Source organism: Pseudomonas caricapapayae (assembly GCF_001400735.1).
Taxonomy (GTDB): Bacteria; Pseudomonadota; Gammaproteobacteria; order Pseudomonadales; family Pseudomonadaceae; genus Aquipseudomonas; species Aquipseudomonas caricapapayae.
Genome location: NZ_LJPW01000090.1, coordinates 1 through 26,459 on the forward strand (window position 1 = coordinate 1; position 26,459 = coordinate 26,459).

24 protein-coding genes are annotated in these 26,459 nt (G+C 59.7%); 9 read left to right on the forward strand and 15 right to left on the reverse strand.

The window, feature by feature from the left end; translation table 11 throughout:
- Window positions 1-735: 735 nt before the first annotated feature.
- The 11 genes from ALO80_RS13760 to ALO80_RS13810 form a co-directional block, all read right to left on the reverse strand.
- Window positions 736-2,193 carry an NAD-dependent succinate-semialdehyde dehydrogenase gene (locus ALO80_RS13760; RefSeq protein WP_055009397.1) on the reverse strand — a complete coding sequence of 486 codons (1,458 nt, stop codon included), beginning with the start codon at window positions 2,191-2,193 and terminating at the stop codon, window positions 736-738.
- A gap of 114 nt (window positions 2,194-2,307) precedes the next feature.
- Window positions 2,308-3,465 (reverse strand): acetylornithine deacetylase, encoded by a 1,158-nt coding sequence (gene argE, locus ALO80_RS13765; protein ID WP_055009398.1) that lies wholly within the window; start codon window positions 3,463-3,465, stop codon window positions 2,308-2,310.
- Entirely contained in the window at window positions 3,462-4,616 is a 1,155-nt protein-coding gene (locus ALO80_RS13770; RefSeq protein ID WP_055009399.1) for an NAD(P)/FAD-dependent oxidoreductase, read from the reverse strand. Before ALO80_RS13770 ends, argE begins: the two co-directional genes overlap by 4 nt.
- Window positions 4,613-6,022 carry an FAD/NAD(P)-dependent oxidoreductase gene (locus tag ALO80_RS13775; RefSeq protein ID WP_055009400.1) on the reverse strand — a complete coding sequence of 470 codons (1,410 nt, stop codon included), beginning with the start codon at window positions 6,020-6,022 and terminating at the stop codon, window positions 4,613-4,615. Before ALO80_RS13775 ends, ALO80_RS13770 begins: the two co-directional genes overlap by 4 nt.
- Window positions 6,001-6,312, reverse strand: coding sequence for a (2Fe-2S)-binding protein (locus ALO80_RS13780; RefSeq protein ID WP_055009401.1), 312 nt, complete (start codon window positions 6,310-6,312; stop codon window positions 6,001-6,003). The genes ALO80_RS13775 and ALO80_RS13780 overlap by 22 nt, the downstream gene beginning before the upstream one ends.
- Window positions 6,309-8,150 (reverse strand): ABC transporter ATP-binding protein, encoded by a 1,842-nt coding sequence (locus tag ALO80_RS13785; RefSeq protein WP_055009402.1) that lies wholly within the window; start codon window positions 8,148-8,150, stop codon window positions 6,309-6,311. Before ALO80_RS13785 ends, ALO80_RS13780 begins: the two co-directional genes overlap by 4 nt.
- A 1-nt stretch (window position 8,151) precedes the next feature.
- Window positions 8,152-9,030: an ABC transporter permease gene (locus ALO80_RS13790; RefSeq protein ID WP_054986723.1), complete on the reverse strand. Its 879-nt coding sequence runs from the start codon at window positions 9,028-9,030 to the stop codon at window positions 8,152-8,154.
- Window positions 9,027-9,983, reverse strand: a complete 957-nt coding sequence (locus ALO80_RS13795; protein ID WP_055009403.1) for an ABC transporter permease — start codon at window positions 9,981-9,983, stop codon at window positions 9,027-9,029. The genes ALO80_RS13790 and ALO80_RS13795 overlap by 4 nt, the downstream gene beginning before the upstream one ends.
- Before the next feature lie 31 nt (window positions 9,984-10,014).
- The gene (locus tag ALO80_RS13800) at window positions 10,015-11,652 is read right to left on the reverse strand and encodes an ABC transporter substrate-binding protein (protein WP_055009404.1); all 1,638 of its coding nucleotides are present in this window, start codon (window positions 11,650-11,652) and stop codon (window positions 10,015-10,017) included.
- Between the two features lie 93 nt (window positions 11,653-11,745).
- Window positions 11,746-13,020: an NAD(P)/FAD-dependent oxidoreductase gene (locus ALO80_RS13805; protein WP_054986726.1), complete on the reverse strand. Its 1,275-nt coding sequence runs from the start codon at window positions 13,018-13,020 to the stop codon at window positions 11,746-11,748.
- Window positions 13,021-13,086: 66 nt separating this feature from the next.
- Window positions 13,087-13,755 (reverse strand): haloacid dehalogenase type II, encoded by a 669-nt coding sequence (locus ALO80_RS13810; protein ID WP_055004926.1) that lies wholly within the window; start codon window positions 13,753-13,755, stop codon window positions 13,087-13,089.
- Between the two features lie 534 nt (window positions 13,756-14,289).
- Here ALO80_RS13810 and ALO80_RS13815 point away from each other — a divergent pair.
- The 5 genes from ALO80_RS13815 to ALO80_RS13835 all read left to right on the forward strand — a co-directional run bounded on the left by ALO80_RS13815 (window position 14,290) and on the right by ALO80_RS13835 (window position 18,428).
- Window positions 14,290-15,147, forward strand: coding sequence for a GNAT family N-acetyltransferase (locus tag ALO80_RS13815; protein WP_055009405.1), 858 nt, complete (start codon window positions 14,290-14,292; stop codon window positions 15,145-15,147).
- Between the two features lie 131 nt (window positions 15,148-15,278).
- Window positions 15,279-15,992, forward strand: coding sequence for a cupin domain-containing protein (locus ALO80_RS13820; RefSeq protein ID WP_055009406.1), 714 nt, complete (start codon window positions 15,279-15,281; stop codon window positions 15,990-15,992).
- 438 nt (window positions 15,993-16,430) lie between these two features.
- Entirely contained in the window at window positions 16,431-16,880 is a 450-nt protein-coding gene (locus ALO80_RS13825) for a hypothetical protein (RefSeq protein ID WP_055009407.1), read from the forward strand.
- 129 nt (window positions 16,881-17,009) lie between these two features.
- Window positions 17,010-17,717: a hypothetical protein gene (locus tag ALO80_RS13830; RefSeq protein ID WP_055009408.1), complete on the forward strand. Its 708-nt coding sequence runs from the start codon at window positions 17,010-17,012 to the stop codon at window positions 17,715-17,717.
- Window positions 17,718-17,855: 138 nt separating this feature from the next.
- Window positions 17,856-18,428, forward strand: a complete 573-nt coding sequence (locus tag ALO80_RS13835; protein WP_055009411.1) for a hypothetical protein — start codon at window positions 17,856-17,858, stop codon at window positions 18,426-18,428.
- A 23-nt stretch (window positions 18,429-18,451) separates the two neighbouring features.
- Here the strand turns inward: ALO80_RS13835 and ALO80_RS13840 are convergent, their stop codons facing one another.
- The 4 genes from ALO80_RS13840 to ALO80_RS13855 all read right to left on the reverse strand — a co-directional run bounded on the left by ALO80_RS13840 (window position 18,452) and on the right by ALO80_RS13855 (window position 22,281).
- Complete coding sequence (locus ALO80_RS13840; protein WP_223813409.1) at window positions 18,452-18,946, reverse strand: GNAT family N-acetyltransferase; 495 nt, start codon at window positions 18,944-18,946, stop codon at window positions 18,452-18,454.
- A 128-nt stretch (window positions 18,947-19,074) separates the two neighbouring features.
- Window positions 19,075-20,619, reverse strand: a complete 1,545-nt coding sequence (locus ALO80_RS13845; protein WP_054986733.1) for a phosphoenolpyruvate carboxykinase — start codon at window positions 20,617-20,619, stop codon at window positions 19,075-19,077.
- 179 nt (window positions 20,620-20,798) lie between these two features.
- Window positions 20,799-21,701: an Hsp33 family molecular chaperone HslO gene (gene hslO / locus ALO80_RS13850; protein WP_055009409.1), complete on the reverse strand. Its 903-nt coding sequence runs from the start codon at window positions 21,699-21,701 to the stop codon at window positions 20,799-20,801.
- 172 nt (window positions 21,702-21,873) lie between these two features.
- Window positions 21,874-22,281, reverse strand: a complete 408-nt coding sequence (locus ALO80_RS13855; RefSeq protein WP_055009410.1) for an RNA-binding S4 domain-containing protein — start codon at window positions 22,279-22,281, stop codon at window positions 21,874-21,876.
- 170 nt (window positions 22,282-22,451) lie between these two features.
- Between ALO80_RS13855 and rimA the strand changes: the two genes are divergently transcribed.
- From rimA to gltP, 4 genes are all read left to right on the forward strand, one after another.
- The gene (rimA, locus tag ALO80_RS13860) at window positions 22,452-23,234 is read left to right on the forward strand and encodes a S6 modification regulatory phosphodiesterase RimA (protein ID WP_054986736.1); all 783 of its coding nucleotides are present in this window, start codon (window positions 22,452-22,454) and stop codon (window positions 23,232-23,234) included.
- Window positions 23,235-23,250: 16 nt separating this feature from the next.
- A complete protein-coding gene (gene rimB / locus ALO80_RS13865) occupies window positions 23,251-23,727 on the forward strand; it encodes a retropepsin-like aspartic endopeptidase RimB (protein WP_002555826.1) in 477 nt (158 codons plus the stop codon).
- On the forward strand, window positions 23,724-24,629 hold the full coding sequence (rimK, locus tag ALO80_RS13870; RefSeq protein ID WP_003318100.1) for a 30S ribosomal protein S6--L-glutamate ligase: 906 nt from the start codon (window positions 23,724-23,726) through the stop codon (window positions 24,627-24,629). Before rimB ends, rimK begins: the two co-directional genes overlap by 4 nt.
- A 459-nt stretch (window positions 24,630-25,088) precedes the next feature.
- Window positions 25,089-26,420, forward strand: coding sequence for a glutamate/aspartate:proton symporter GltP (gene gltP, locus ALO80_RS13875; RefSeq protein WP_055004930.1), 1,332 nt, complete (start codon window positions 25,089-25,091; stop codon window positions 26,418-26,420).
- Window positions 26,421-26,459 lie beyond the last annotated feature (39 nt).

Below are 26,459 nucleotides of genomic sequence, written 5' to 3' on the forward strand. Positions count from 1 at the left end.
GCTGGTTTTGCTGCCGGTTTCCGGCAGTTCGCGGACAAGTCCGCTCCTACAAAAAAACGGGAGGTTGTGGACAGGCGGAGCGTCGCACGATCCCAACATCCCCGGGGCAGAATCAATACAGCTTCTGCCCGGAGGGCGTGGGAGCGGACTTGTCCGCGATGGGCTGCGAAGCGGCCCTAAAACAGGCTACCTAGGCTGTGTCTGGTACATCGAAGCGGCTGGTTTTGATGCCGGTTTCCGGCAGTTCGCGGACAAGTCCGCTCCTACAAAAACCGGGAGGTTGTGGACAAGCTAAGCGTCGCACGATCCCCACATCTCCGGGCACAATCAATACAGCTTCTGCCCGGAGGGAGTGGGAGCCGACTTGTCCGCGATGGGCTGCGAAGCGGCCCTAAAACAGGCCACCTTGATTGTGTCTGATGCACCGTATGCACCGGTTTTGCTGCCGGTTTCCGGCAGTTCGCGGACAAGTCCGCTCCTACAAAAACCGGGAGGTTGTGGACAAGCTGAGCGTCGCACGATCCCAACACTCCGGGATACAGCTTCTGCCCGGAGGGCGTGGGAGCAGACTTGTCCGCGATGGGCTGCGAAACGGCCCTGAAACGGGCCGCCTCGGCTGTGTCTGGTACATCGAAGCAGCTGGTTTTGCTGCCGGTTTCCGGCAGTTCGCGGACAAGTCCGCTCCTACAAAAACCGGGAGGTTGTGGACAAGCTGAGCGCCGCACGTTTTGCGCGCTACAACCCACCCACATGAAACGCCTTCACTTCCAGGTATTCATCCAGTCCGTAGCTGGAGCCTTCGCGGCCCAGGCCGGATTGTTTGATGCCGCCGAAGGGCGCGACTTCCATGGAAATGATGCCGGTGTTGAGGCCGACCATGCCGAACTCCAGGGCCTCGCCGAAGCGCCATGAGCGGCGCAGGTCCTGCGTGAAGTAATACGCACCCAGGCCATAAGGTGTGGCATTGGCCAGCGCCAGCGCCTCGGCTTCGTCGGTGAAGCGCATCAGCGGCGCAACCGGCCCGAAGGTTTCTTCGTTGGCCAGCAACATGCCTGCATGGGTTTCGCCCAGTACTGTGGGCTGTACGAACTGGCTGTCGCCTTCTGGACGGCCGCCATGCAGCAGTTTCGCCCCCTGGCTCAGCGCATCGTCAATGTGCCGAGTGACTTTGCTGACCGCTGCCGGGTTGATCAGCGGGCCAATGGTCACGCCCTGTTCCAGACCGTTGCCGACCTTGAGTTTGCTCACTTCCTCCACCAGCCTGGCAGCGAAACGGTCGTAGATACCGTTTTGCACCAGAATCCGGTTGGCGCATACGCAGGTCTGCCCGGCGTTGCGGAATTTGCTGAGCATGATGCCTGCCACTGCCTGTTCCAGATCGGCGTCGTCAAACACGATGAAAGGCGCATTGCCGCCCAGTTCCAGGCTCAGGCGCTTGATGTGTTCGGCGCTTTGGCGCATCAGCAGGCGGCCGACCGGCGTCGAGCCGGTAAAGGAAATCTTGCGCACCACCGGGTTGCCGGTCAGCTCTTCGCCAATACTGGTCGGCAGGCCGGTGATGACGTTGAACACTCCGGCAGGAATGCCCACGCGCTCGGCCAGCACCGCCAGCGCCAGGGCTGACAATGGCGTAAGGTCCGATGGCTTGACGATGATCGGGCAACCGGCAGCCAGCGCCGGTGCGCACTTGCGGGTGATCATGGCGTTGGGGAAGTTCCACGGGGTGATCGCTGCACAGACACCCACCGGCTGCTTGAGCGTCATCAAACGGCGGTCTGCGCTAGGCGCGGGGATGGTTTCCCCGTAGGAGCGACGCGCCTCTTCAGCGAACCATTTGACGAAGCTGGCACCGTAACGGATCTCGCCGCGCGATTCGTTCAGCGGCTTGCCCTGCTCAAGGGTCATGATCAGCGCGAGGTCTTCGACGTTGTCTAGCATCGCCTGATGCCAGCGCTCCAGCAATGCAGCACGCTCGGCAGCGGGACGTGCGCGCCAGGCTGGCCAGGCACGATCCGCCGCTTCGATGGCTCGCCGGGTTTCGACGCCTTGCAGGGCCGGAACCTGCGCCAGCGCCTCGCCGGTCGCCGGGTCGTTGATGGTCAGTGTTGCACCATCGTCCGCGCTGATCCATTGCCCGTCGACGTAGGCGCGGTCTACCAGCAGGCTGGGGTCTTTCAACTGATTCTTGAGCATGGTCGAGTCCTGTTCCGGGATGACTGCCAGTCTAGGCAGACGCCGCAGTCCAGGATGCTGAAAGCGCAGTAACGGCAGCGTCCGATGCTGAAATTTGCCCCCGGACGGCAGCCTCTACTGCTTCAACGACCCCAGCAGGCTCTGCAAAAAGCGCTCGCCCGCATTCATCTGGCTCTCGTCGATAAACTCGTCCGGCTTGTGCGCCTGCTCGATGGAGCCTGGCCCGCAGACCACCACCGGCACGTTGAGTCGACCCGCGAACAGGCCGCCTTCGGTGCCATAGGACACCTTGATGTGCTGGGTGCCGGGCTCGGCAAACGCATGCAGCATACGCACTGCTTCAACGCTGGGATGGGTCTCCAGCGCCGGGTATTCGTTCATGACTTCAATCTCGATGGCGGCCACGCCCGACAACTGCCGCGCTTCGCGCACCAGCACCTCGGCACGCTCGCGCAACTGCTCAAGCAGCAGATCAGGGTGGTCGCCCGGCAGGTTGCGGTATTCGAACTCCATGGTGCAGAGATTAGGCACAATGTTCAGCGCCTTGCCGCCATCGATACGGCCGATGTGCACAGTGCTGTAAGGAATGTCGTAGCCCTCGTCACGCGCGCCCTGCTGCTCGATCCGTTGCTGGCTCTTGCGCAGCTCGGCGATGAAATCGCTGGCCAGATGAATCGCGTTGACTGCGCGGGGTGCCAGTGAGGAATGCGCCTCCTGGCCGCGGCAGAATGTGCGATAGGACGCTTTACCTTTGTGTCCGACGGCAAACTGCATCAGCGTGGGCTCGCCTACCACACACAGAAACGGACGCACCGGTGCCAGATGCAGCACATCCAACAGACGGCGCACCCCGACACAGCCGATTTCCTCATCGTGGGACAGCGCCAGTTGCAGCGGGCGGATAAGCGCCATGTCCGCAGCATCGAGCATCGCGTCGATGGCCAGGGCAATGAAGCCTTTCATGTCACAAGTGCCACGGCCGTAGATGCGCCCGTCGCGCAGGGTTGCCTGAAATGGCGGCATCGTCCAGGCCTGGCCGGCCGCAGGCACCACATCGGTGTGCCCGGACAACAGCACGCCCGGCACATCGCGTGGGCCGGTGCTGGCGAACAGGTTGGCTTTCTTGCCGGTTTCGTCCTTGACGATCAGCGACTCGATGCCCTTGCTGGCCAGCAGCTCGCGGACGTATTCGATCAGTGCCATGTTCGGCTCAGACGACACGGTGTCGAAGGCGATCAGGCGTTTGAGTATATCCAGTGCGCGTGGGCTCATGAGGCTTTACTCACTTGGTCGGTGCGAATGTCAAAACGACGAATGTCGAACGGGCTGATCGAGGTGCTGGTCGCGCCGGTACTGATCAGTTCGGCCATCACGTCGCCCACGCCTGGACCGAGCTGGAATCCGTGGCCGCAGAAGGCGAACGCGTAGAACAGGCCGTCGACCTTGCCGCTCCGGCCCATCACCGGCAGCGAATCCGGCGTGTAGCCTTCGATGCCGCTCCATACGCGGATGATGTTCAGGTTGCCGACGCCTGGCAACAGACGGCGCATTTGCTGGACCTGATTGATGATGCTGCGCGGCTCGACGCTGGCACGGCGGTTGATCATGTCGGGCTTGCTGCGAAAACCACCGCCAATGATGATGTTGCCGCGTGGGATCTGCCGGAAGTAGATCACTTCGTGAGGGATTTTGGTGAACACGCCGATCACTGTCGGCAGTGCATACGGCACCGGCTCGGTCACGGCCATCTGCGGCCCGTTGGTTTCCAGCGGCACGGGTTCGCCAAACTGCTCGGAGAGTTTCTGACCCCAGGCACCCGCCGTGATCAGCAACTGGTCGGCCGTGAAGATGCGCCCGTCGGTGGTGGTGACTTCAAAACCGTTGCCTGTTTTTTCGACATGCGCCACTTCAGTACGCTCTTCGATGCGTGCCCCGGCACGCGTCGCGGCGCGTGCAAATGCGGGCGCTGCGAGGCGCGGATTGGCGTGGCCGTCGTGCGGCGCGTAAGAGCCGCCTTTCACGTCTGGCCCAAGAAATCCGAAGCGCTCGTGCAAAGCTTTGCCGCTATAGATTTTCAGGTCCAGCTCACGGGCTTGCGGGGCTGCTGCGTAAGCTTCCAGTTCGGCGATTTCATCCTCGCGATAGCAGACGCGCATGTGGCCGCTGGGCAAAAACTCCAGGTCCTCACCGATCAGCTCCGGCAACCGCTGCCACAGCGCCCTGGAACGGTTGGCGAGTTCCAGCTGGCCAAGGTGACGGCCCTGACGGCGCACGTTGCCGAAGTTGACGCCGCTGGCGTACTGACCGATCACATCGCGCTCCAGCAGCGTTACCGACTTGCCGCGCTGGCGCAGAAAGAACGCTGACGCGGAGCCCATGAAGCCTCCGCCGACAATCAGCACATCGACTTTTGGTTGTTTCATGAGGTCACCTCGTCTATCAGCATCGACAACGGTTTGACCGGTGCCTGACCGCGCTGGCGACCGACCTGCTCGACCGGCACACCGGCTTGGGCAGCGATGACCTCGGCACCGGCCTGAGAGCAATAACGCCCTTGGCAGCGGCCCATGCCGACGCGACTGAAGGCCTTTGCACGATTGACTTCGCAGGCGCCCTTTTCACGTACGACGCTGCGTAATTCGCCTGCGCTGATCATCTCGCAGCGGCAGACAATGGCGTCATCGGGCAGCGCAGCGGCCTGGGCAGCAGGCCAGGGAAACGCGTGTGCCAGCCCGACACGAAAACGATCCATGACGACCAGGTTTTTGCGCACCTCTTCCTTGCGCGCGTTATCCACAGGCCGGCCAAGATCTTCCAGCAGCGCCATTGCCGCCAGGCGTCCCGCCTGTTCGGCAGCATCGGCTCCGCGAATTTTCGCGCCATCGCCAGCGGCATAAACGCCTTTGACCGAAGTGCGGCCCTCTTCATCGACCGCCAGCACCCATTGCCCGGACGCTTCGTCGAAGCGTAACTGGCAGCCCGCAAGGTCCGCCAGCTGGGTTTCCGGACGCAGGTGATAACCCAGCGCCAACGCATCGCAATCGATGTTCAGCGAGGTGCTATTGGCCAGCTTCACGCGCACGCCGGTCACGCCATCCTGTTCGCTGCCCATGATTTCTTCGGGCTGCACACCCAGATGTACCGGCACCTTGGCGCTGTATAGCTGGCCGAGCAATTTCATGCCGTTGAACAACAGGCCGGGGCGCGACAGCAGCTTGGGCATCGCGCCAAGGCGCTTGCTGAACGGCGAAGTATCGAGCACCGCGGCCACATCGGCACCCGCTTTGACGTACTGGCTGGCGACCAGATACAGCAGCGGACCGCTGCCCAAGAACACCACGCGGCTGCCGATGGAGACGGATTGGGCCTTGAGCGCAATCTGCGAGCCGCCCAGGCTGTAAGTGCCTGCCAGTTGCCAGCCCTTGATCGGCATCAGCCGGTCCGTGGCACCGGCACACAGGATCAGCGCGTCGTATTCGACCACGGTATGCACGCCCTGGCTGGCGCAGCAAAGTTCGCCGTGCGTAAGGTTCCAGGCCAGCGTGTCGGGGCGATAGTCGATCTGCGAGCGCAGGCGATCAAAGCTTTCGTGCAGGTCACGCGCCTTGGCCGCTTCAGTGCCGTACAGCGCTGAATAGTCACGCTTGAAGCCCTCTGGCTGACGGCGATAGATCTGCCCGCCGTCACGCCGGTTTTCGTCGATCAGGATCGGCTTGATGCCCGCAGCCACCAATGTTTCAGCACAACGGGTGCCTGCCGGGCCGGCACCAATGATGACGACCCTCGGGCCGGCAGGGTTCTGAACGTCTAACCGTGAAGAAGTGGCCATTTCGCCTCCGGTTGGGTGGTGACGATATCGAGTCCGTCGCGGACTTCGTTTGAGCAGGCGCGCAGCCGTTCGCCGCTGCGTGTCCAGACCCAGCAGTCCTGGCAGGCACCCATCAGGCAAAAACCGGCACGCCGTCCCGGATCGAACTCGGACTGGCGCAGTGTGCTTTTGCGGGTCAGCAAGGCCACCATCAGGGTGTCGCCCTGCAATGCCTCGATGGGCGCACCATCGACCAGCAGGTTCACGACCGGGCGATCACGCTCGCCCAGTCTCACAAAACGGCCGTTCATGCGTAGGCTCCGACGGTCACAGGGTTCAGGTTCTGTTGCACGGCTTGCAGCTCGTCGCTGTCGCGGTGGCAAAGGATTTCGCTGCCGCCTGCGATCACGCGGCGGCCCGGCGCGGTCTTGTTGCACAGGCCTTCGACACGGGCCGGGCAGCGATTGAGAAAGGTGCACAGTTCCGGATTGTTGGCCGGGGCGCTGATGGGCGGCAGTTTGCCGCTGGTTACACCGCAGGTTTCCAGCCAGCCCTGACGCAGTTCCGGCACCGAATGCACCAGCAAGTCGGTGTACGGATGGAACGGCACGCGGCTGAAGGCTTCGCGGCTGCCCTCTTCGACCTTGTGGCCGCTGTACATCACGACGATGTCGTCACACAGTGCGCGCACAGTGGAGATGTCATGACTGATGAACAGGTAGGAAACACCCAGCTTGCGGCGCAGCTCGCCGAGCAGTTCAAGGATGCACGCGCCCACCACGGTGTCCAGCGCCGAGGTCACTTCATCACAGAGGATCAGGTCCGGCTTGGCCGCCAGTGCGCGGGCCAGGTTGACGCGTTGTTTCTGGCCACCCGACAGTTCGTTGGGCCGCCGCTCGGCCAGCTCGCGGGGCAGGCGTACCAGGTCCATCAGCTCGTCAATGCGCTCGCGCAAGGCTTTGCCCTTCAGTCCGAAATACATTTTCAGCGGACGAGCCAGAATTGCGTTGATGCTGTGCATCGGGTTGAGCGCCGTGTCGGCGTTCTGGAACACCATCTGGATGCGCCGGAACTGCTCTTCTGTGCGCCCAGCCAGGGTGCCGGACAATTCGGCACCGTCGAACGTCAGGCTGCCGTGCGCCGGGTCCAGAAGACCGGCGACCACACGGGCCAGAGTTGATTTACCCGAGCCGGACTCGCCAATCACGCCGACGGCCTGGCCACGGCGGATGGTCAGGTCGATGTCTTCCAGCACGCGAATCATCGGCATGCCTTGCAGGTTCTTTTTGCCATAGCCTGCAGTCAGGCCCCTGATGGTCAGCAGTGTGCTGTCCTTGACCACTTCGCTGGCCGGTTTCAGTACCGCGTCAGGCCGGGCAGCCGCCAACAGACTTCGGGTGTAGGCGTCCTCCGGGCCTTTGAGCAGCGCCGCAGTGCTGCTCTGTTCGATGATCCGCCCGCCGTTGAGTACCACGATCTGATCGGCCATCTGCGCCACGACTGCAAGGTCGTGGGAGACATAGACGGCAGTCGCACCACGCTCGCGCACCACCCGCTTGAAGGCACGCAGTACGTCGATCTGCGTGGTGACGTCCAGTGCCGTGGTCGGTTCGTCGAGGATCACCAGCAGCGGGTCGCTGATCAGCGCCATGGCCGCCATGACGCGCTGCAACTGACCCCCCGAAACCTGATGCGGGTAACGTCGGCCGATGCTTTCCGGATTGGGCAGCGCCAGGTCGCGGAACAGCTCGACGGCCTTGGCTTCAAGTTCCGCGCGGCTGCCCAGACCGTGAATCAGCGCACCTTCGATCACCTGATCGATCAGCTTTTTCGCCGGATTGAAGGCGGCTGCGGCGCTTTGTGCAATGTAGGAAACACGATTGCCGCGCAGGCCCTGCAATTGGCTTTCGGGCAGGCTGAGCATGTCGTGCTCGCCCACCTGAACCACCCCGCCGGCCAGTTTGCAGCCGCGTCGGGCATAACCCAGAAGGGCCAGTGCGATGGTGGTCTTGCCGGAGCCCGATTCGCCGATCAACGCCAGCACTTCACCTTTTTCCAGCGCGAAGCTGACGCCCTTGACGATCTCCAGCTCGCCCTGATCGCCCTCTGCGACCACGCGCAGGTCTTGCACACGAATCAACTGGCTCATCTCAATGCCCTCCCGAACGACGACCGCGCCGCGAGGCCAGCCGGTCGATGAACAGGTTGACGCCAATGGTCAGCGTACCGATGGCCAGCGCCGGAATCACGATGGCCGGAGCCCCCTGGCTGAGCCCGCCGATGTTCTCCCGCACCAACGAGCCAAGGTCGGCATCGGGTGGCTGCACGCCGAGGCCCAGAAAGCTCATGCCGCTGAGCAGTAACACGATGAAACCGAAGCGCAGGCCCAGGTCGGTCATGACCGGGTTAAGCATGTTCGGCAGGATTTCCCGGCAGGCAATATAGACACGGCCTTCGCCGCGGGTACGTGCCACTTGTACGTATTCCAGCGCTTCGATGTTCACGGCCAGACTGCGGGCAATCCGAAACGCGCCTGGCGTGTAGCTCAATACCGCCGTGCAGATCAGCAACACCTCGGACGAGCCGAACGCCGACACCATGATCAGCGCCAGCATTTTGCTGGGGATCGAGATGAATGCGTCCATCAGACGGCTGATGATTTCGTCCAGCCATTTCGGCGCAACGACCGACAGCAGAGCGCAAAGCGTACCGATGCCGCTGGCCAGCACGGCAGAGATCAACGCCAGGCCCACGGTGAAACGCGCACCGACCAGCACGCGGCTGAGCATGTCGCGGCCCAGATAGTCAGTGCCGAACGGATAGGCTGCGCTCATGTTTTCGAACATGTTGTCAGAAACCACTTCGCCCACTGGATGCGGTGCGAGCCAGGGGCCGAACAGCGCGATCATCAACCAGATGAAGCACACCGTAGCGCCCAGCAGGCCAAGCCATGAGGTCGGGCGTGACGCTTTTTTGCGAAGCACCGGTTCCGGCGCTGCGGGCGTCGATTTCGCAATGAATAGGGTCATTGGGTTCTCAGCCTCGGATTGGAAAGAATTGCACACAGGTCGGCCATCAGCACCAACCCAAGGTAAGCGGAGCAGAACAGCATCGTGCAGCCCTGAACCAGGGCCATGTCACGGTTGGTCACCGCATCGACCATCAGGCTGGCGATGCCGGGGTAATTGAAGATGGTCTCAACGATAACCACCCCGCCAAGCAGATAGGAAAGGCTCAGCGCTACCGCATTGACGATCGGCCCGATGGCGTTCGGCAAGGCGTGACGCAATACGATACGTACCGGGCTGACGCCCTTGAGACGAGCCATTTCCACATACGGGCTGTCCAGTTGATCGATGACGGCGGCGCGGGTCATGCGCGCCATTTGCGCCACGATCACGCAGCACAGGGTCATCACCGGCAGCGCATAGGTGCGCATGAACTGCCAAGGTGAGCTGACGTCCCCGCCATACGACAACGCCGACAGCCAGCCCAGATTGACCGCGAACACCAGCACCGCCAGGGTGGCCACCAGAAATTCGGGCACCGCCACCAGTGTCAGCGTGATGAAGCTCAGGGCACCGTCAAGACGACTGCCACGGTACATCGCTGCGCCAATGCCCAATGCCAGCGCTACCGGCACCGAGACCAGCGCGGTGGTTGCCGACAGCATCAGGGTTTTCGGAAAGCGTCCGGCAATCAGCTCGGACACCGGCATTGCGTTGGACACCGACTCGCCGAAGTCGCCACCGAGCAGGTTGGTCAACCAATGCAGGTAACGCACCACACCTGGCTGATCCAGGCCCAGTTTTGTACGCAATGCCGCGACCTGTTCAGGCGTCGCGAATTGCCCGAGGGCCTGTTGTGCCGCGTCTCCGGGCAACACCGCGGTAATGGCGAAGACCACGATGGAAACGATCAACAACGTCACGATCGCCGCACCGAAGCGCTGCACGATCAGCCAGAGTGTGTTGCTATTCATCTGCATCCTCCTGCTCGGTTCGGCGTTGCATTTACGCGTCCAGCCAGACCTGCTCGCTGAACATGTAACCCATGAAACCGCCCAGCGGGTTGCTGGAATAGCCCTGGATACGCTTGTCCACACCGTCGATATTGCTGATGAACACGGGGATGCCGATACCACAGTTCTGGCTTACCAGAGTCTGCATGTCGCCGTACATTTTGGCGCGCTTGGCGTCGTCGGTCTCACCGCGGGCCAGCAGCAGCAACTGGTCGAACTGATCGTTTTTCCAGCCGGATTCGTTCCACGGTGCCGAGGACTGGAAGAACTGCGAGAAGATCACGTCGGCGTTCGGCCGCGGGTTGATGTTGCCGAAGCTCAGCGGGTGTTTCATCCAGTGGTTGGACCAGTAACCATCACCCGGCAGGCGGTTGACATTGAGCGTCAGCCCGGCCTGTTTGGCCGACTGTTGCAGCAGCACGGCGATGTCCACCGAACCGGTGGCGGCAGGCGATGCAGCGACGGCCATGGTGATCTTTTCCATGCCGGCTTTTTTGAGCAGGAATTTGGCTTTTTCCGGGTCGTAGGCGCGCTGTGGCAGGTCGGCGTTGAAGTAGCGCGAGCCTGGCGCAATCGGATGGTCGTTACCGACGCGGGCATAGCCCCGGAACACGGCCGATTTGACTTGTTCACGGTCCAGCAGGTACTTCATGGCCTCGGTGAATTCAGGGCTCTTGCCGGGCATCTGGTCCTGGCGAATGATCAGGTCGGTGTAGTTGCCGGACGGTGCATCCACCACACGGTGCTTGGCGCTGGCCGCGATGCGTGTGGTCGAGCGCGGGTTGACCTCGTTGATCATGTGCACGTCGCCGGACAGCAGCGCGTTGACCCGCGACGGCTCGTCGGCAATGGCGATGAATTCGATCTCGTCCAGGTACGGCAGGCCTGGCTTCCAGTAGTTAGGGTTGCGCGCACTGACCGAACGCACGCCGGGGTTGAATTCCTTGACGGTGAACGGGCCGGTGCCGATGCCTTTGCTGAAGTCGGTAGTGCCTTCCGGTACGATCAGCAGGTGCGAAACCGCGAGGATCGAGGGCAGTTCGGCGTTGGGCGAGCTAAGGGTGATCTGCACTTCCAGCGGGCCGGTGGCCTTGATCTCGGAAAACTGCGCCATCAGCGGCAGGACTTTCGAGCCGGTGGCCGGGTCCTTGTGGCGTGACAGGGAGAACACCACGTCGCCAGCGGTCAATGCCTTGCCGTTGTGGAAGGTCACGCCCTGACGCAGGGTGACGGTCCAGACCGTTGCGTTGTCGCTTTCGATCTTCTCGGCCAGTTCCATGTGCGGCACCAGATGGCTGTCGAAACGGGTCTGGCCGTTGTAGAACATGAAATGGCGTACGTAGTCGGTAGACAGCGCGCCTTTGGCCGGATCAAGCGTATCGGCGGTAGAACTGGACATGCCCGCGACCCGGATACGGCCGCCCGGCTTGCCTTTGACAGGCGCATCCGCGTCGTCGGCAAAGACCTTGCCCGCTGCGCCGAACAGGCTGGTGGAGCCCGCCGCGACCACACCTGCAACACCGAGCATGCGCAACGCATCGCGTCGCGACAGACCACGATTGAGACCTTCGAAAACCCGCAGGCTGTCTTGGCCTGTGATCAATGGGGAGTCGGTTTTGTTATCAGCCATATCAGTTCTACCTGTCGAAAAGGGGAAATTCCGAGTTGCTCACGGTTGGCCGGAGCGTCCTTCAAGCACACACGACGACGGTTAAACAAAAACTCAGTGGCGGCTGTCCTGATAGCGGTAATACGCGCCTACCAAAGGCAGAAACCACGGCTTGCCGAAGTGGCCGGGAATGGCTGGCCAGTTCAGGTCTTTCCAGGGATTGGCCAGCGCCTTGCCTTCCATGACCTCGGCCATCACCCGGCCCATGTGCACCGACATCTGCACACCGTGGCCGCTGTAACCCATCGAGTAGAAGACGCCGTTGTGTTCGCCTGCACGCGGCAGACGGTCGGAGGTCATGTCCACCAGCCCGCCCCAGCAGTAGTCGACCCTGACATGGGCCAGTTGCGGGAACATCTGCACCATCGCCGCCTGCAACACCTTGCCGCTTTTGGCGTCGGAACTGCTGTTGGACATCGCGAAGCGTGCCCGCCCGCCGAACAGCAGACGGTTGTCCGGGGTCAGGCGGAAATAGTTACCGATCAAACGGCTGGTCACGTAAGCGCGCTGGTTGGGGAACAGTTGGTCGATCAGTGCCTGCGGCAACACTTCGGTGACGATGACGAAACTGCCGACCGGCACAATGCGCCGGCGATACCAGCCCAGTCCGCCATGCTGGCAGGCACCGGTTGCCAGCAACACCTGTCCGGCCTGGATGGAGCCTTTCGACGTGTTGACCACAAAGCCGCCACGGTTGGCCTTCCAGTCCTTCACCGTGGCGCCCTGATACACCTTCGCGCCATGGCGCACGGCTGCATCGGCGAGGCCAAGGCCAAAACGTCCGACGTGGATCTGCACGCCGTTGCGTTGCAACAGGCCGCCGTGAAACTCGTTCGAATCGATTTCGGCACGCACATCCTGAGCGGACAACAGCTCGACGTCTGCATCCACCTCACGACGAATCAGCTCGCACGTGCGCGCCAATCCGTCGTAATGGCCTGGCTTGGCGGCCAGCTTGAGCTTGCCGTTACGCTTGATGTCGCAGGCGATGTTTTCCTGCTCGATCACCGTGACGACGCTCTGCACCGCACTTTCGTAGGCCTTGTAATACTCGCGTGCCTGATCGGCACCCAGCGTCGCGCTCAACGACGCATAGTCCTGGGCTACGCCGGTGTTGCACTGGCCGCCATTGCGCCCCGACGCTTCGCCGATCACCCGGCCCGCGTCCAGAACCACCACGCTGGCACCTTTCAAGGCCAATGCACGTGCCGCCGCAAGGCCGGTGAAACCACCACCGACCACCACCACGTCAGCCTGCCCCTCCACTGCGCCGTCCTGCGCGCCGGTAAAGTCTGGAGCCGTATCGAGCCAGTAAGACTCACTGCGCATTCTGTTCCCCTTGTCACTCATCGAAGAGCACCTTGAAAAATGCCGGTGTTGTACGGTTTGCCCGGCTTAGAGGCCGACCAGCCCGGCCAGTCCGCCGATATCCGGGATCTGGTGGTATTCATAGAAACTGTTGGCGGGTTGTTCGTGGCCACGAGCCACAAAGGCCTTGTTACGGATCTTCATGTCATGCGCCGAGAACAGGTCGTAACGGAAGCTTGAGGACACATGCAAGATGTCTTCCGGGCCGCAACCCAGGTTATCGAGCATGAATTCGAACGCGGCCAGACGCGGTTTGTAGACCTTGGCCTGATCGGCGGTGAACACCTTGTGAAACGGCGCGCCAAGCTTTTCGACGTTGGACATGATCTGGCTGTCGCTGGCATTGGAGAAAATCACCAACGGGATCTTGTCGGCGATTTTTGCCAGGCCCGCGGGCACGTCGGCGTGCGGGCCCCAGGTAGGCACGGCGTCGTAATACAGCTGGCCTTCTTCGCGGTATTCAACGTTCCAGCGCTTGCAGGTACGAGCCAGCGCGACCTTGAGGATTTCGTCGTATGGCATCCAGTCACCCATGACCTGATCCAGACGATACGCCGAAAAATCCTTGACGAACTGATCCATCTGTTCAGCCGGAACGCGGTCGGCAAAGAGCTCGCGCGTCATGGTGCCCATGTGGAAATTGGTCAACGTGCCGTAGCAGTCGAACGTAATGAATTTTGGTCGAAGAAAGCTCATTGTGTGCGGTCCTGAAAGTTCGTTGAGGTCATGGCATGACGAGCAATCCGGCCTCATTTTCAAGGGCGGTGATGCACGCTGCAGCACAACCTCATTACAACACCGTGAAATCAGCATATGGCGTTAAAAGTGATGGCTGCTTGATAGAAACCACCGTTTTGAGGTGCGCGCTCAGCAGACTTTGCGGGGCGCTCCAGCCTTGGGCAAACCCCTGTTTTCGGCACTTTTGTGACCCTTTTCAGGGCGCTCGGGCTCAAACACGCGGGTTTGCACCGCAGAAACTGCGCCGCGCCGGCGATCTGCGAGCAGCAAATGTCAGCAGCTATATAAAGAGCTTGAAGCCGAGGAAAAACCACAAGCATTTGCTGCCGGGCACTCGCCCGTTTTAAGCAGTAACTGTGGTCTGGCGAACGGCGGTTTGTGGAATCTGCCGAATGCTTGCAGACCTCTTGTCAGCGCCTGCAGCAGGTGGGATACAGCAAGCCTGCCGCATCCTTTTATTTGCCGGTGCATCCTTCTGGACGGAGACACGTCATGCTCGCTCAGCAACGCCTCGACTTTGAATTTCGCCCCATGACTGCAGCCGATGTCGGCAACGCTCATGAGTTATCCATTGCCTTGAAGTGGCCGCATCGACTTGAGGACTGGGCCATGCTGCAACGCGTCGCCCAGGGTTTTGTCGCGTTGCACAACGGCCGGTTGATTGGCAGCGCCTTTGCCTGCCATCAGGGCGAGTTTTCCACCATCGGCCTGGTGATCGTCAGCGACGATTACCAAGGCAAAGGCATCGGCCGCAAGCTGATGGAGCTGGCCGTCGGCAGTGTTCCGCCGCGCACGGCCATCCTCAACGCCACGCTGGCCGGTGCGCCGCTCTACGCGAAAATGGGTTTTGTCAGTTTTGGCGAAGTCCAGCAACGTCAGGGACAGGCGCAACTGCCTGGCACGACCGCATTAGACGCACTGGAAAGCTGCCGCGTGCTGAGTGACGCTGACCATGCCCGCGTGCTGGAGCTGGCCAATGCGGGTTCGGGCATGGATCGCTCGGTAACGCTGGGTGATGTGTTGAACAACCTTGAGCACGCCGTCGGCATCGAGCGCGACGGCCAGTTGCAGGCTTTCGCCCTGCTGCGACCCTTCGGCCGTGGCTTGTGTATCGGCCCTGTCGTCGCCCAGACTGTGGAACAAGCCAAACACATGATCGAGCAACTGCTGGCCAAAGTGCCCTATGCCTTTGTACGCATCGACATTCCCGTTGACTGCGGTCTGGCGGAATGGCTGGACGAGGCCGGCCTCAAGCGCGTCGACAGCGTGACTTGCATGAGCATGGGCGCAATCCCGCAAGCCAGCCAGGGCGTGCGCCAGTTTGCGCTGATTACCCAGACGATCGGCTGATCGCCTGGAAGGCATCAACGTGCCCATGCTCCGCGTCCGGTCTCGAACAGGTGACGCAGAGCGTCACGAAATGCATTACCACGCGGAGCGTGGGAACGATCATCAATGCTTCAACTTCAGGAGCCTGACCAATGCCCCAACTCACTGCCCTGCTATTGGCCCGCGCTGACCTCAGCCCGGTAGATACCGAATTCACCACTGGCCCCATCGATGCGCATGACCCGTTCGATAACGGCCGCCGCACGGCGTTCATCGATGAACAGGGTATTGCGGCTGGCCTCGTTCACTTCGGCACGTCATTGTCAGTGGAGGCCTATCCCTACACCGAAATGCTGGTGATGCATCGCGGATCCGTCATCCTGACCTCCGGCACCGAGAGCATCACGATCAAGACGGGCGAAAGTGCAGTGATCGGTCGCGGCACTCAAGTACGTATCGAGGCGCAACCGGATAGTCTCTGGGCGTTCTGCGCGGCTACTCAGGCCAGCGGTCCCGACAAACCCGGCCTCACCGCGCTCGACCGCCTCGCCATGCTCACACCGTCCTCACCGCCAGACCCGAGCATCATGATCAGCGCACTGCCGCAGTGCCGCAGCAACAACCTGTTCGAAGATACCGCAAGCACTCTGCGTATCGGCGTCTGGGATTCCACGCCCTACGAGCGCATCTCGCGTCCGCACAAAATCCATGAACTGATGAACCTGATCGAAGGCAGCGTGGTGCTGAGCCTGGAAAACGGCCCAAGCCTGACCGTGAACACAGGCGACACCGTATTCGTTGTACAGGGCGCGCCTTGCAAGTGGACCAGTACGGGGTATGTGCGCAAGTTTTATGCGGTGACGTGAGACACAGGAGTGCGCCCTTCAGCTCTGCGGGGCGCTCTAATCTGCACGCTTATAACGTCTGCCAGCGCAGTTAACCCAACTCGATACTGAAAAACAAGAATAATAATAGTCATTGGCTGATTGAGCAAGAATCAGAAACTTCCTACTTTTCTTCCCCGCCCATCGTGCTAAAACATCACCACGGACGGCGAAAAGTTAATCTTTTCTTCTGACCCGCCCAGTGGAATTCCCCATGTTTAAGCATAGGATTTTCCTCTGTACGCCCTCTACATCAAGAATGCTTTACGAGAACGGTGCTCACGTCCTCAGCACTCACGCACCAGCGGTTTTTGTCTGGATGAGAGGCTGCGGTCGCGAATGAATAACGTTCAATGACGTCTTGCGTTAGCTTTATTTAAAAAATACGAATTTAATTACTTGACTCTGGAACTACCGGTCATGAAAATCAAAAAAGTCTTACTGACCTCGTTCACGCTCGCCACACTATGCGCCGCTGTTGCTGCGCACGCGGGGCCGCCGGTGACTGTTACATTTAAAAATCTGGGCACGGAGGTTGCCGAATATAAAGTTGTCACTCGCAAAGAGATATCGACGCAGCTTAATGCCCGAGGGGCTATTGCCCCAAACGTCCAGCCTGGGGATTCAAATATTTACTCTGTGCAAAGCACTCTCTCGCCGGATACAAGTTACGCGAGTGTCCGCTACGTCATGGGTTCCAAGGTTTGCGTATTCTCGACCACCTTCATCAAGCTTCCCGGCGCGGGGGGAGCCAAGGTTCCAAAATGGAACCGGACTGCAAGCCCTGAAGGCGGTGCCGTCTGCACCGCAACGTCTCGTGCCACCAATCTCTCCACTTACGCGTGGGCTGCTGAATTCACAATGAAGTAAGCTCCTGAGCGTGCGTGTCGCATTTTGACACGCACGTTTTCCAGCAGAAAAACTAAAGCTGGGTCTGGCCTGGCCGATACAGAAAGTGAATATAAAGCCATGGATTGGCCTCTGCCGCGAGGACGCAGCATGATTGATACAACATCCATCGCACGCCCTACGTCTAACACTGCACTAACGACCGTCGAGAAAAGCACTTCCTCTACAACTATGAGTTCCAGCCTGAAAGAGCTTATTTCTGCGTCAGCCATTGACAGTGCCACTCTCTCGCCACTGTCCAGTCAATTGAGCAATAGTGCCGCGCGCGCCCAAACTCGCGACAACAGTCATGACTTCAAAAGTCTGGGCGCTCTGGCAAACAGCATCATTGACAGAATTGCAGGCAACAATTATCGCGCCAATAAAAAACTGCACGACGCAGAGATTCCGGATACGGCTGACCCTGCGCTGCTCGAAAGAGCGAGGCAGGCGACGTCATTCAAGAATGGATCAGGCACCAACCCGTTCGCAGGTTTGTCTCAGAATCAATTGAGGTTGGTTATGTATGACGAAAGTGGTGAATTCACCATCAATGAGAGAAGTGCTGCTTCGTCCGAAAACCATATTCAACAGGAAAACTGGAACAGGGAGATGTGTAAACGCTATACCGACGAATACAACGAAACTGGCAAAAGCACGCAAACGCTGGTCATGCTTCTCGCCCACTACGACCAGCTGCCCCCCATAGAAAAAGCGCAATACCCCGCCAATTACGCCGCCAACATCACCTCAGGGGATAGCTCGGCCATGAATATTTTCAACACACTGAAAAGCCAGTCAGCCATTCAGGAGGCTTGATTGCCAGGCATGAAGAATGACCGTAAGGCTTACGAGAACCTGAGTGTCGATGAGGAGGACGCAGTCGCGCGTGCTCCGCGGCGCAAGTCGAGGAGGACTTCGACGTTCCAGCGTAATCTACTGAGCGTGCTTGTACTCATGGGGCTGAGCGGCTATGGCCTGTTTCATTACCGGCACTTGCCGAAAACAATCGATGCCACGCCCGCGCTACCTCCTGCTGCCATTGTTGCCGACGCACCGGAGCTTGCTGCCCTGCCACTGCACGAAACACCGGGTCGCCCCCAAACCCTGCGTGAGTGCATGGGGACGGATAATCTCATCGACGAAACAGTCGTCGCTTGTCGATTCGGTAAAAGCCAAAAGACATCACCCGGCTCAACCACGCAGGGCATGGTGTCTGCGCATTACATGAGCCAATACAAGGCGCAACAGCAGATGCCGCAGCCCAGGCTCGCAGCAGCGCAATTTATCGATTCGGCAGTTGTGTGGCAGTGGGACAGGAAGCGGACCTATTATGCTGAATGGATGGTTAAAAACGCTCAAATTGACGGCACCAGCGTATGCCGTAACTGGCGCAGAGGCTCGATTGAGTACCGGGAATGCCGAAAAGGCGCCAAGGTGCACTTCAAGGAGCAGTGCAAGCGCCTCCCCGAATCCGCCACTCGCCAGCGCTATTGCAGTGCAGCGAGCGGGTTCAATCCGTTGGGTTAGACAGGCCTGCAACGCCTTATCGCTCAGGGGTTCAGGCTCAGCGCGTAGAATTTGCTGTCCACCGCGATCAAGGGAAAGCTTGCAGGCAGTTCTTCTTTCGCGATCTCTCTGAAGCCGTGCTTTTCATAGAAACGATGTGCGGCGAGGAATTTATCGGTCGTGCCCAGAAATACCTCTACCACGCCTCTGCGAGTCGACTCCTCGACCAGGCGCTCCAGCAGTCGTGCAGCCACCGAAAATTCTTTGCCGCGAAACGGCGCAGCGACAAACATCTTGCGTAACGCTGCCTGCCCTGCACCGATGTCCTTGAGCGCAATGCTTCCAACCACTCGTTCACCTTGCACAGCCACCCAGAAATCGCCCGTACCGGTCTGGTAAAACTCCGGAATGGCTTTCAGGTCAGGCTGATCTTCGGCGGTGATGGGAATACCGAACTCTTCACGCTGGATGGGCAGGATCAATGCCGACACACCTTGCCCATCGTTCGGCACAAAACGACGTACCTGAATCGCGGTCACAAACCACCTCTTTGTCATCGCCACAAATGGAAATCAGTATTCCAGACAAGCAAACGCCCCGACAAGTCGAGGCGTCTGCTTCAGCATTTCCGAGGGCCGCACGTCGGTGCAGCCCTAGAGATGTTTAATTACAACTTCGGACCCGCAGCCTTGATGGCGTCGCTCACGTCGAACTTCTTGAAGTTCTCCACGAACAGACCAGCCAGGGCCTTGGCGGCTTCGTCGTAGGCGGCTTTGTCTGCCCAGGTGTTGCGCGGGTTGAGCAGGCCGGTGTCTACGCCGGGTACCGACTTCGGTACGTCGAGGTTGATGGTGTCCAGGTGTTCGGTTTCGGCACCGATCAACGCGCCGCTCTGAATCGCTGCGATCACGCCACGGGTGGTCGGGATGTTGAAGCGCTTGCCGACGCCGTAGCCACCGCCGGTCCAGCCGGTGTTGACCAGATAGACCTTGGACTTGAAGCCGCGGATGCGCTTGATCAGCAGTTCTGCGTATTCGCCAGCCGGACGCGGGAAGAACGGTGCGCCGAAGCAGGTGGAGAAGGTGGATTTGATGCCCGAACCCGAACCCATTTCAGTCGAGCCGACCAGCGCGGTGTAACCCGACAGGAAGTGGTAGGCAGCCTGTTCTTCGCTGAGGATCGACACAGGCGGCAGCACGCCGGTCAGGTCGCAGGTCAGGAAGATGACGGCGTTCGGCTCGCCACCGAGGTTTTTCGGCGCGCGTTTTTCGATCAGCTCACGCGGGTAGGCCGCACGGCTGTTCTGGGTCAGGCTGCTGTCGGCGTAGTCGGCTTTTTTAGTAACCGGGTCGAGTACGACGTTTTCCAGCACCGCACCGTGCTGGATGGCTTTCCAGATGACGGGCTCGTTTTTCTCGGACAGGTCGATGCACTTGGCGTAGCAACCGCCTTCGATGTTGAACACCACGCCTTCGCCCCAGCCGTGCTCGTCGTCGCCGATCAGGTAACGGCTTTCGTCAGCGGACAGGGTGGTCTTGCCAGTGCCGGACAGGCCGAAGAACAGGGTGACATCACCCTCTTCGCCCATGTTGGCAGCGCAGTGCATCGGCAGCACGTCGGAGGCCGGCAGCAGGAAGTTCTGCACCGAGAACATGGCCTTCTTCATTTCGCCGGCATAACGCATGCCTGCGATCAGCACCTTGCGGGCTGCGAAGTTGATGATAACAGTGCCGTCAGAGTTGGTGCCGTCACGCTCAGGGTCACAGACGAACCATGGCGCGTTCTGGATTTCCCATTCGTCCTTGCCTGCCGGGTTGTACTGTTCAGGGTTGATGAACAGGCAGCGGCCGAACAGGTTGTGCCACGCAGTTTCGGTGGTCATCTTGACGGGCAGGTAGTGCGCAGGATCGGAGCCTACATGAACGTGGGAAACAAAGCGCTCGCGCTCGGCCAGGTAAGCGCCGACACGGTTCCACAAGGCGTCGAACTTCTCGGCCGGGAACTTGCGATTGATCGGACCCCAGGCGATAGCCTCCTGAGTGCTCGGCTCTTCAACAATGAAACGATCAACCGGCGAACGGCCAGTACGATGGCCTGTCTCCACAACCAGTGCGCCAGTATCGGACAGTACGCCTTCTTTGCGGGCAAGGGCTTCCTTGACCAGTTCGTCGGTGCTCAGATCGGTGTACACAGCGTTGTTGGTTTGCGTCATGAGGTTCCCCGTCGGCCTGTAGCCGAGTGCTCCAAACGGTTTTGTAGTAAAAAAACAACCACTACTACAGCGTAAAAGTGGGCCGGATTATGCCAGAAATGCCCGGAAATGGTAGGACCCTCCTGTCAGAACAGCATTACAGAGGCCCACACCGTATTCTGAGGCCCTTTACGGGATGATTAATGACGCGTGTCAGATGGCGAATCGACACCGCCGCCAGCAAACAGCTGTGCGACGTCAGTGGCATCGAACAGATAGCGCTCGTTGCAGAACTGGCAGTCGATCTCGATGCTGCCGTTATGCTCGATCACCAGTTGCTGCGCGTCCTCCAGGCCAAGACTGGCCAGCGCATTGGCCGAGCGTTCGCGCGAGCAGCTGCAGCGGAAGCAGATTGGCTGGACATCGAACAGGCGAACCGGGTCTTCGTGGTACAGGCGATGCAGAATGGTCTGATTGTCCAGCCCGAGCATTTCTTCGGCAGTCAGGGTGCTGGCCAGGGTAATGACATGCTCCCAGCTGGCGTCGCGTTCTTCCGGGTCGGTGATCTGTGCGACCGGCAGTTGTTGCAGCAGCAGGCCGCGGGCGCGATGGCCGTCTGCCCTGAGCCAGAAACGCGTGCCCAACTGTTCGGACATCACGAAGTAATTGGAGAGGCTCTCCGACAGGTCGATGCCGTCAAGGGCGACGATGCCCTGATAGCGCTTGCCTTTGCTTGGGTCGACGGTCAATGCCAGCGAGCCGTCAGGCATCAGATCCTGCAGGCCCGCGCCGGCGGTGATGAGTGTTTCGTCATAACGGGCGATGCCACGCAGCTCGCGTTCGCTGGAGCACTCGACCATCAGCAGTGGTACGGCACCACTGGAACGTGCCTGCAGAATCAGCAAGCCGTCGAATTTCAGAGTGCCGACAAGCAGGGCGGCAGCAGCCATCAGTTCGCCCAGCAACTGTGCGACCGGCTCCGGGTAAGGATGCTTGGCGAGCACTTCGGCGTAACTGCGTTCCAGGGCTACCAGCTCTCCGCGAACGTCGCTTTCGTCGAAGATGAAGCGCTGGGTGAAATCGATGTCCGGTAAATCATGCATAGGAAAGGTATCTGACGTAATGACAATGGATGGCACGCGGCTGAGGAGGCGCTGTCCGGCACTCGAAAGCGTCGGCGGCCATGCGGGTTGACCGGCATTTTAGGAGCTATCCGGTGCGCTTCCAAGCCGAATGGCCGTTCGGGCTGATCGCCGGAGCCGCCATGCGTTTTTTTCAATCGTTGTTCTGGTTGGCACGGAAACCGAAAAGCTCCCGGCGTTGCTTCTTGGTCGGCTTGCCGTCGGTGGTAACGCCCAGATTGCCTGCCTTGCGCTGAGCGGCCGCGTTTTCGCGCCTGGCAATGCTTTCGGGGGTTTCGTGGTACAGCGTTTGTGCCTCCGGCGCACCACGGCGAACGACAGACAGTGCCTCTACCACCACCGTGCGGTCGTCGAAGCCCATGCGAATCTGAAACTCGTCACCGATACGAGGCTCCTTGCCGGGCTTGCAACGTTCGCCGCGACAGTGCACCTTGCCGCTTTCGATAGCTGCTTTGGCCAGCGCACGCGTTTTGAAAAAGCGTGCGGCCCACAGCCATTTATCCAGACGAACCTTGTCGTCTTCTTCCGGCTTTTGCGCCATTTGAATTCCTCATCAGTGCGGCAGTCTGAACGTTATCGGGCCCATCAGGAAGTACGACTGCCCCGGTCGCCTGATGTGCACATACCTACACGAACATGAAGTAACCGATCCTTGCTTGTCAAAAACAGCTATTCATCTTTTCATTGCCCCACCCCTATATGGAGCGCGACGTGACAGATTTTCCAACTTCGTTGACCGCCCCCAGAAAGGGGTGTGCGGGATGCACGGGCAGTCCTGAACTGGATTTCTCGTTTGACTACGCCTATCAACCGATCGTGAATCTTCACGACCAGTCGATTTTCGCGCACGAGGCGCTGGTTCGTGGGCCCAATGGCGAAGGCGCGATGTCCGTTCTGAGTCAGGTCAACGACCAGAATCGCTATCGCTTCGATCAGACGTGTCGAACTACGGCCATCGCCGGTGCCGCGAAACTGGGCATGAACGAGCGTTTATCGATCAACTTTTTGCCCAACGCTGTGTATCGTCCCGAGCTGTGCATCCGCAGCACGCTGGAGGCGGCCAGGCAGCATGAGTTTCCTATCGAGCGTCTGATTTTCGAAACCATCGAAAGCGAGCATGTGGATAACAACGGCCACTTGAGCAATATTCTGCGTGAGTACCGAGAGTTCGGCTTCATGACCGCCATCGACGATTTCGGTGCTGGCTACTCCGGGCTGACGCTGCTCGCGGATTTTCAGCCCGACCTGATAAAACTCGACATGAACCTGATCCGCAACATTCATCGGGATCGCGCTCGTCAGGCCATTGTTCGTGGCGTTGTCACAATGTGTTCGGACTTGGGGATTAAGCTCATTGCTGAAGGTATAGAGCAGGTTGAAGAGCGGGACTTTCTCGCCGACTGCGGTATTTCCCTGATGCAGGGCTATCTGTTCGCCAGGCCTGCATTCAAAGCCCTGGCGCAGATAGCACCTGAGGCCTGGCAGAAGTCTTGAGAAGTACGGAATCGCATTGAAGACATTCGATCATCTGACAGTCATCGGCCTGCGCGAGTGGGTGGCGCTTCCCGATCTGGGGGTGGCGGGCCTGCGGGCAAAAATCGATACCGGCGCGAGCACATCAAGTCTGCACGCGACTGAAATCGAACCTTTTGAACGCGATGGCCAGAAATGGGTGCGCTTCAACGCACACCTGGGCACCGTGGTTCAGTTGCGGCATCGTCGCTGCGAGGCGCAACTGGTGGCCATGAAAACCATTAAAAGCTCCAACGGCCATGCGCAGGTGCGTTATGTCATTCGCACCACGCTGGCCCTGGGTGATCGTATCTGGCCGGTGGAATTCACACTGGCTTGCCGCAAGTCGATGCGTTATCGACTGCTGCTGGGTTCCAAAGCGCTGATCGACGGCCAACTGGTGGTCAATCCGGGCATAACTTACGTACAAGACAAGCCGGTGTTCCCGGCCTCTACTTCCTCAGGTGTTGCATGAAGATCGCTGTGCTTTCGCGTAATCCGCGTCTGTATTCCACCCGTCGTCTGGTCGAAGCTGGCATTGAGCGTGGCCATGAGATGGTGGTGATCGACACCCTGCGCGCCTATATGAACATCGCCAGCCACAAGCCGCAGATTCACTACCGCGGCAAACCTCTGGAGGGCTTCGATGCGGTGATTCCACGCATCGGTGCTTCGGTGACTTTCTATGGCTGTGCGGTGTTGCGTCAGTTTGAAATGATGGGCGTGTTTCCGCTCAATGAATCGGTGGCGATTGCCCGCTCGCGGGACAAGCTGCGTTCGTTGCAATTGCTGTCACGGCGGGGGATCGGCTTGCCGGTCACGGGCTTTGCCCACTCGCCTGACGATATTCCCGACCTGATTCAGATGGTCAACGGCGCGCCGCTGGTCATCAAGGTGCTTGAAGGCACTCAGGGTATCGGTGTGGTGCTGTGCGAAACGGCCACGGCAGCCGAGTCGGTGATTGAAGCTTTCATGGGCCTCAAACAGGACATCATGGTGCAGGAGTACATCAAGGAAGCGGGCGGTGCCGATATTCGCTGCTTTGTCGTCGGTGACAAGGTCATCGCTTCGATGAAGCGCCAGGCCAAGCCGGGCGAGTTCCGCTCCAATCTGCACCGTGGCGGCAGCGCCAGCCTGATCAAGATCACCCCTGAAGAACGCATGACCGCATTGCGTGCAGCCAAGGTCATGGGATTGAGTGTGGCGGGTGTGGATATCCTGCGCTCCAATCACGGCCCGTTGGTGATGGAAGTCAACTCGTCGCCCGGCCTGGAAGGTATTGAAGTGACCACCAGCAAGGATGTCGCCGGGATGATCATCGAGTACCTGGAGAAAAACAGCGGCCCGCACATGACCCGCACCAAAGGAAAAGGCTGACAGGGCGGGGTCTCATCCTGATCGCCCAAGCCGCGAACGTATCTCCGGATACACCGGTCTGGGCGCTTGCGCTACCGTACATCCGGTAAATACATCGAGGAATCGATTCAGCATCGCTATATTCCCTTTGCCATCCCGCTTTTCTCCATCAGGCCAAAGATGACGTTTTAGCCACCTCTGCGCCGAATAGCCCTCTTCATGCCCTGACATAAATCAACACATTTTTCGGTATTTGTATGCCGATCCAGCATGAGGTAGTCGTTTACGGCATTAGACGTAGGCGCTCGCCATGGGAATAGTTGCGACTTTTTTCGCCTGCTACAGAGCCGGGATGCTCGTCTGCGGTGACCTTCTCGGGACATTTCCAAAGGGATCCCATGCCCTGAAACTGCTGTGAAAAAGCACGCTCGGCGCATTGGTCTTGGACTTGCCCAAGCCACTTTGAACAAGGGTAATAATATGAAGAAGGCAAAGCTGAGTCTGGCCTGGCAGATTCTGATCGGACTGGTACTGGGTATCGCTGTGGGGGCGCTGCTCAACCATTTCAGCGCTGAAAAAGCCTGGTGGATCACCAATCTCCTGCAACCGGCGGGCGACATCTTCATTCGTCTTATCAAGATGATCGTTATCCCTATTGTCGTCGCGTCGCTGATTGTGGGCATCGCGGGCGTAGGCGACGCCAAGAAGCTGGGCCGTATCGGTCTGAAGACCATCCTCTATTTCGAAGTCGTGACCACCATCGCCATTCTGGTGGGTCTGGTGCTGGCCAATGTGTTCCATCCGGGCACGGGCATCGACATGAGCACCCTGGGTACGGTCGATATCTCCAAGTATCAGCAGACCACCGCCGAGGTACAGCATGATCACGCGTTTATCGCGACCATTCTCAACCTGATCCCGTCCAATATCTTTGCCGCCATGGCGCGTGGCGAGATGCTGCCGATCATCTTCTTTTCGGTGCTGTTCGGTCTGGGGCTTTCCAGCCTGCAGGCAGAGGTCCGTGAGCCTCTGGTGAAGCTGTTTCAGGGTGTCTCGGAAACCATGTTCAAGGTCACGCACATGATCATGAACTATGCGCCGATCGGTGTGTTCGCGCTGATTGCGGTGACTGTCGCCAACTTTGGCTTCGCGTCCCTGCTGCCGCTCGCCAAGCTGGTGATCCTGGTGTACGTGGCCATCGCTTTCTTTGCCTTCGTGGTACTGGGGCTGATTGCCCGGGCCTTCGGCTTTTCGGTGATCAGGCTGATGCGTATTTTCAAGGACGAGCTGATTCTGTCCTACTCCACCGCCAGTTCCGAAACCGTATTGCCACGCGTGATCCAGAAGATGGAAGCCTACGGCGCGCCGAAAGCGATCTGCAGCTTCGTGGTGCCGACGGGCTACTCGTTCAATCTCGACGGTTCGACGCTGTATCAGAGCATTGCGGCGATTTTCATCGCTCAGCTGTACGGCATCGACCTGTCGATCGGTGCGCAACTGATGCTGGTACTGACCCTGATGGTCACCTCCAAAGGCATCGCGGGTGTGCCGGGTGTTTCGTTTGTGGTGCTGCTGGCAACGCTGGGCAGTGCCGGTATTCCGCTGGAAGGCCTGGCGTTCATCGCAGGTGTCGACCGGATCATGGACATGGCGCGGACCGCCCTGAACGTGATCGGCAACGCACTGGCGGTACTGGTCATCTCGCGCTGGGAAGGCATGTATGATGATGCCAAGGGCGAGCGCTACTGGAACTCGCTGCCGCACTGGCGCAGCAAGGAACCTGTGCCGTCGGGTCAGCCGACAGCAGACTGATCTTCAAGCCCGCGCACTGACAAACCCCGGATATCCGGG

Excerpts from the sequence above, each read along its gene's own strand:
- ALO80_RS13760 (WP_055009397.1), bottom strand. The coding sequence starts at position 2,193 with ATGCTCAAGAATCAGTTGAAAGACCCCAGCCTGCTGGTAGACCGCGCC.
- argE (WP_055009398.1), bottom strand. The coding sequence starts at position 3,465 with ATGAGCCCACGCGCACTGGATATACTCAAACGCCTGATCGCCTTCGAC.
- ALO80_RS13770 (WP_055009399.1), bottom strand. The coding sequence starts at position 4,616 with ATGAAACAACCAAAAGTCGATGTGCTGATTGTCGGCGGAGGCTTCATG.
- ALO80_RS13775 (WP_055009400.1), bottom strand. The coding sequence starts at position 6,022 with ATGGCCACTTCTTCACGGTTAGACGTTCAGAACCCTGCCGGCCCGAGG.
- ALO80_RS13780 (WP_055009401.1), bottom strand. The coding sequence starts at position 6,312 with ATGAACGGCCGTTTTGTGAGACTGGGCGAGCGTGATCGCCCGGTCGTG.
- ALO80_RS13785 (WP_055009402.1), bottom strand. The coding sequence starts at position 8,150 with ATGAGCCAGTTGATTCGTGTGCAAGACCTGCGCGTGGTCGCAGAGGGC.
- ALO80_RS13790 (WP_054986723.1), bottom strand. The coding sequence starts at position 9,030 with ATGACCCTATTCATTGCGAAATCGACGCCCGCAGCGCCGGAACCGGTG.
- ALO80_RS13795 (WP_055009403.1), bottom strand. The coding sequence starts at position 9,983 with ATGAATAGCAACACACTCTGGCTGATCGTGCAGCGCTTCGGTGCGGCG.
- ALO80_RS13800 (WP_055009404.1), bottom strand. The coding sequence starts at position 11,652 with ATGGCTGATAACAAAACCGACTCCCCATTGATCACAGGCCAAGACAGC.
- ALO80_RS13805 (WP_054986726.1), bottom strand. The coding sequence starts at position 13,020 with ATGCGCAGTGAGTCTTACTGGCTCGATACGGCTCCAGACTTTACCGGC.
- ALO80_RS13810 (WP_055004926.1), bottom strand. The coding sequence starts at position 13,755 with ATGAGCTTTCTTCGACCAAAATTCATTACGTTCGACTGCTACGGCACG.
- ALO80_RS13815 (WP_055009405.1), top strand. The coding sequence starts at position 14,290 with ATGCTCGCTCAGCAACGCCTCGACTTTGAATTTCGCCCCATGACTGCA.
- ALO80_RS13820 (WP_055009406.1), top strand. The coding sequence starts at position 15,279 with ATGCCCCAACTCACTGCCCTGCTATTGGCCCGCGCTGACCTCAGCCCG.
- ALO80_RS13825 (WP_055009407.1), top strand. The coding sequence starts at position 16,431 with ATGAAAATCAAAAAAGTCTTACTGACCTCGTTCACGCTCGCCACACTA.
- ALO80_RS13830 (WP_055009408.1), top strand. The coding sequence starts at position 17,010 with ATGATTGATACAACATCCATCGCACGCCCTACGTCTAACACTGCACTA.
- ALO80_RS13835 (WP_055009411.1), top strand. The coding sequence starts at position 17,856 with ATGGGGCTGAGCGGCTATGGCCTGTTTCATTACCGGCACTTGCCGAAA.
- ALO80_RS13845 (WP_054986733.1), bottom strand. The coding sequence starts at position 20,619 with ATGACGCAAACCAACAACGCTGTGTACACCGATCTGAGCACCGACGAA.
- hslO (WP_055009409.1), bottom strand. The coding sequence starts at position 21,701 with ATGCATGATTTACCGGACATCGATTTCACCCAGCGCTTCATCTTCGAC.
- ALO80_RS13855 (WP_055009410.1), bottom strand. The coding sequence starts at position 22,281 with ATGGCGCAAAAGCCGGAAGAAGACGACAAGGTTCGTCTGGATAAATGG.
- rimK (WP_003318100.1), top strand. The coding sequence starts at position 23,724 with ATGAAGATCGCTGTGCTTTCGCGTAATCCGCGTCTGTATTCCACCCGT.
- gltP (WP_055004930.1), top strand. The coding sequence starts at position 25,089 with ATGAAGAAGGCAAAGCTGAGTCTGGCCTGGCAGATTCTGATCGGACTG.